This is a genomic window from Enterobacter sp. 22466 (genome assembly GCF_052044775.1).
Lineage (GTDB): Bacteria > Pseudomonadota > Gammaproteobacteria > Enterobacterales > Enterobacteriaceae > Enterobacter > Enterobacter dissolvens.
The window spans coordinates 1-4,004 of sequence record NZ_JBQENX010000028.1; the positions used below are offsets into that span (position 1 = coordinate 1).

The window sequence follows — 4,004 nt, forward strand, 5'->3', positions numbered from 1 at the left end:
ATTTATTTATTGATAGTTTGTGGCTATTTAAGTGGCATAATTCGATCGTCGAAACAGATCGAAACGGCAGTGACTGGCACAGAAAATCAGAACAGAAAACGCCAGACGGCACGGATAACAGACAGGAACTGCCGTCGCAGGTAATGAAAATGTTGAATGAGAGTCTCTGAACGCTGCAGGACCACCGTAGCGTCGTCAAAAATATCTGCCGCCACGCTGACAAACTGCTCCCGGGCAATCCTGACTGCAGACTCAGTTCGTAAATCAGGGTGAAGGTGGCTGGAAACGGGACTGCTGCTCCGGACAGGCAACGCCCTGAGCAGCGCTTCGGCCCACTGTTCCAGGTTGTAGTGCTCTGCGACAGAAACGGCAATGACAGGATGGACTGCTGCAAACAGTGTGGCTGCCAGTTCAGCGCGGGCAATGAGATGTATGGCCTGTTGGGGGGAAGGACGATGGCCGGGCAGGTCCCATTCCCGGCAGGGCTCTATTTTGTCGGCCTGAGAGAGGACAAACAGAAAACGCTCTGGTTTGGCTCCTGCGCTGAGCAGTTCGTGATAACAGCGGAGGTCATCCTTCCAGGCCCTGTCGTCTGCTTTCAGAACCCATACAACCAGATCCAGTTCATGGGACTCTTTCAGGTAAAGACGGCAATACACCCGGTCGAGTTCCGGCGTTTCCCCGATACCGGGAAAGTCCAGCAGATGAAGAATACGGGAGTCATGACAAACCTGATAACGTTGTATATGTCGCGTACACCCCCTGACGGCATCCACCTTCGCCGGGGGAGTTCGAAACAGGGTATTACAGAGGCTGGATTTACCTGCGCCTGTTTTTCCCATGAGCCCGATGACGGGCTCATATTTAATAATGCTGCTGAGTTTAAGGCTGATAATAGCGGCCACCTCCGCAGGCAGTCCGGACAGGAGCTGCGGCAGTGGGGCTTGTGCCGGGGATTGATTATTCATATTTCACCAGTGATAAAAATAACGGGTTATCACGGTGGTAATATAGGGCCGAAAATATTTACAACTAAAATTTCGCCTGTATTCCTGCCGTAAGGGCAAAAATACAGACCTTTCTCAGGGCCGACGGCGGTACGATTGTATAGCCTTTGCTCGCGTGTCCAGTCCCCTGTAACGATCGTCTATCAGCATCTCAAGTACGGACATATTATCCGTCCGGTAATACTCCACCAGAAAGGCCAGCTTATCTGCATGCTCTTCACTGAGCGTATCCCTGCCTTTACGCGCGGCCTGTTTTTTACGGAAGGTTTTCTGATAGAACGCCTTATTCAGTTTTTTGCATGTTTCCCGTTTTATTCCGGTATCAATATCCCATAAATCGAGGAGAGCATAAAAGGTATGGAATACCTCTTCAGCGTTAACAGGAGAAGGTAGCATCACGGGGCAGAGAAGATTGTCTCCCTCAGCAATAAAATCCTGCTGATATTTTACCAGGGAACGGTACGCCCACACGCAGGTATCCGTATCGTCAGGGCTGAGCCATTTAAAACGCGTGAGGTGAATGGCATTTTTACGCCAGGTATCCAGGTTTTGTGTCAGCCAGTTGCGGATAGCGGGTGAGTCATTTGTTCTGACGCAGAGATAATCCACAAAAGTAATAAGTGCCGTCAGACGTTCATGGTGACTGACCGGAGATAAGGTTAGTCCGGATTCTTTATACCAGGAAAAGTAAGGCATGTTAGTCAGGGCCTGATTTATGCGCTGGTTACAATTCGGATCCAGACACACACTTCCCCATAACCAGTATGTTGCCCGGGTGTCGTTTTCCAGCCACGTAAAGTTTTTCTCAGGAAGGAGCGTTGTGCTGAGAGCCAGTTCCATTCTCCGGATAAAAACCAGTCGCTCCTGATGCGCCGGGAGATATGCCTCCAGAGCATCATTAATAATCCGGCATGAACGGGAAACGTCCGGGTTATTACCGTCAAAGGCATTGCTTCTGCTTTCGGGGATATTCGCATGGATGTAGTGAAAGTAAAAACGACAGGCACGAATGTCTGTTGTTCTGATGTTCAGCCGGGTGTTGTCCGTCACGTATGTTCCTTACTGGTAGTCAGTTGTTCATATATTGTTCGCTTATAGCGTGTCATTGTGACACCTTTACGAAGTAATGGCGTAGCATTAATTTTGTAATCGTAGGTTTTGTGTAGTAATACGAGGTTAAAGTGATGTGAAGACGTAACTAAAGCGTAGTTCTCTGGGGGAAAGGCATGTTGCCGGAAAGACGAAGTTATGGCCGCGAGGAAAAATACCAGGCCGAAATGAGGGGCAATTCGATGACAGTGATATCTGAATGGAAGACCATTTCGTTTTCAGAATGATGGTGACAATAATCAGGTGCTAACTTGAGAGTGAATTTAATTGAAGGTACGTGGTTTAAACCACGAAAAAACGAAATTTCTTCTTTTATTGCACTTTACAGCGCTAGCTGATTTTTGTTGTCGGGTTGGTAATATATAATATAGATGGGTGAATATAGATAAATATAGAGTGGTGAATGTAGTATAGACTAATGGGGATGGTATTAAGTGGTTGAGATTATACGGTGTTGGTTAATTGATGTTGTGTAATATGGATTGATGGAAATGTGTAATTCGGAATGGTTAATGTTTTTAGTATAGAGTGACCGGTGTTATATGTCGCTACTGAAATGGTGTTGATGAGATCTCTTTATATCACGGCCTGGAGTGTTGTATTTTCGCAGGGAGTGTTTAATCCTTGATGTGGTGTAATTATTCAGCAAGACAGTAACGGGTATGACAATGAATACAGATTGTTTGTACTGATATGTGAAGTAAATTAATTAAACACTGCTGGTTGGTATTCTATTGGGTAAACCATAAACGTTAAGGTTATGAGCAATGAGTATCAATACAGCCAGCTATGGCATACTAAAATCCATCTATGTAAAACGTATCCAGAACACCCTGGATAAAGCTCTTCAGGAATACCCGCGATTGTTTGTGCTGAGAGTTGACCTGCGTTTGCCAGACACTGACACCACGAACTGTAATACGGATTCAGCGGTGATAACGCGGTTTATTGCTTCCCTGAAATCACAGTTTATTGCAGACTTGCTGAAAAAGCATAACGAAGGTAAGCGTGTACATCCCAGTCGGATACGTTATATCTGGGCGAGGGAATTTAATCAGTCCGGTAAAAAACATTATCATGTTGCTCTATTGCTTAACCGGGAGGCGTACGCTTATCCCGGGCGTTATACAGCAATAAACGGTAAATATTCGCATAATCTGGCCCTGATGATTATGGAGGCCTGGGTAAGGGCACTGGGGCTCCATACGGTGGAAAACCATACGCAATATTATGCCCTGACAGAGTTTCCGGAAAATTGCTATTATCACCTGAGCAGAAAAAGCGATAACTTTACTGAGCAACATACTGACATTATGAACAGAGTTAATTATCTGGCCAAGGAGTACAGCAAGGATAATACAGACGGTCAGCGTAACTTTGGCTGCAGTCAGTTCTGATTACGGAAACGTATTTTTCTACTGGCGAGAGGAATGTTATGGCGGAGTACCAGAGTAGCGATAAATCACTCATTCCTGGTGCTCCTGTCTTTCATCCCTTTTAAGACAGAGAAAATCGTCATGACAAAAATACATACAACGGCTGACCTGCTGAATGACAAACTGGTGGATATGGCCTTCATTACAGCTTTTTCGGGGCTCAGTGATAAGTGGTTTTACAAACTCATCCAGAGCGGGCTCTTTCCTAAACCCATCAAAATGGGGCGCAGTTCACGCTGGCTCAGGAGTGAAGTGGAAACCTGGATGCAGCAACGTATTGCCGATTCCCGAGGTACCTGAGCGAAAGGAATACCTGAATGGAAAAATGATACGTAAGCGTAAACCCAGTGCCGTATGTAGCCATTAAGCCAGTGCTGGTAACTTAGACGCCCACCTGTACAGACGGACATCTAAGTATGGAATCCCAATCCTGGCGAAAAGAACCCCGTAA

The 4,004-nt window shown here is 46.1% G+C and carries 4 protein-coding genes; 2 read left to right on the forward strand and 2 right to left on the reverse strand.

Annotation, left to right across the window (positions count from 1 at the left end; translation table 11 throughout):
- Positions 1 to 86: 86 nt before the first annotated feature.
- Together ACTJJI_RS26075 and ACTJJI_RS26080 are read right to left on the reverse strand one after the other, a co-directional pair.
- Positions 87 to 968 (reverse strand): GTPase family protein, encoded by an 882-nt coding sequence (locus ACTJJI_RS26075; protein WP_440656276.1) that lies wholly within the window; start codon positions 966 to 968, stop codon positions 87 to 89.
- A 114-nt stretch (positions 969 to 1,082) separates the two neighbouring features.
- On the reverse strand, positions 1,083 to 2,057 hold the full coding sequence (locus ACTJJI_RS26080; RefSeq protein ID WP_440656278.1) for a hypothetical protein: 975 nt from the start codon (positions 2,055 to 2,057) through the stop codon (positions 1,083 to 1,085).
- 827 nt (positions 2,058 to 2,884) lie between these two features.
- On the opposite strand from ACTJJI_RS26080, the gene ACTJJI_RS26085 reads away from it, so the two are divergent.
- Together ACTJJI_RS26085 and ACTJJI_RS26090 are read left to right on the forward strand one after the other, a co-directional pair.
- Positions 2,885 to 3,514, forward strand: coding sequence for an inovirus Gp2 family protein (locus tag ACTJJI_RS26085; RefSeq protein WP_440656280.1), 630 nt, complete (start codon positions 2,885 to 2,887; stop codon positions 3,512 to 3,514).
- A 120-nt stretch (positions 3,515 to 3,634) separates the two neighbouring features.
- The gene (locus ACTJJI_RS26090; RefSeq protein ID WP_440656282.1) at positions 3,635 to 3,853 is read left to right on the forward strand and encodes a helix-turn-helix transcriptional regulator; all 219 of its coding nucleotides are present in this window, start codon (positions 3,635 to 3,637) and stop codon (positions 3,851 to 3,853) included.
- The last annotated feature ends 151 nt before the right edge of the window (positions 3,854 to 4,004 follow it).

What these genes read in the sequence shown, in the direction of transcription:
- ACTJJI_RS26075 (WP_440656276.1), bottom strand. Translation starts at nt 968, where the DNA reads ATGAATAATCAATCCCCGGCACAAGCCCCACTGCCGCAGCTCCTGTCC.
- ACTJJI_RS26085 (WP_440656280.1), top strand. Translation starts at nt 2,885, where the DNA reads ATGAGTATCAATACAGCCAGCTATGGCATACTAAAATCCATCTATGTA.
- ACTJJI_RS26090 (WP_440656282.1), top strand. Translation starts at nt 3,635, where the DNA reads ATGACAAAAATACATACAACGGCTGACCTGCTGAATGACAAACTGGTG.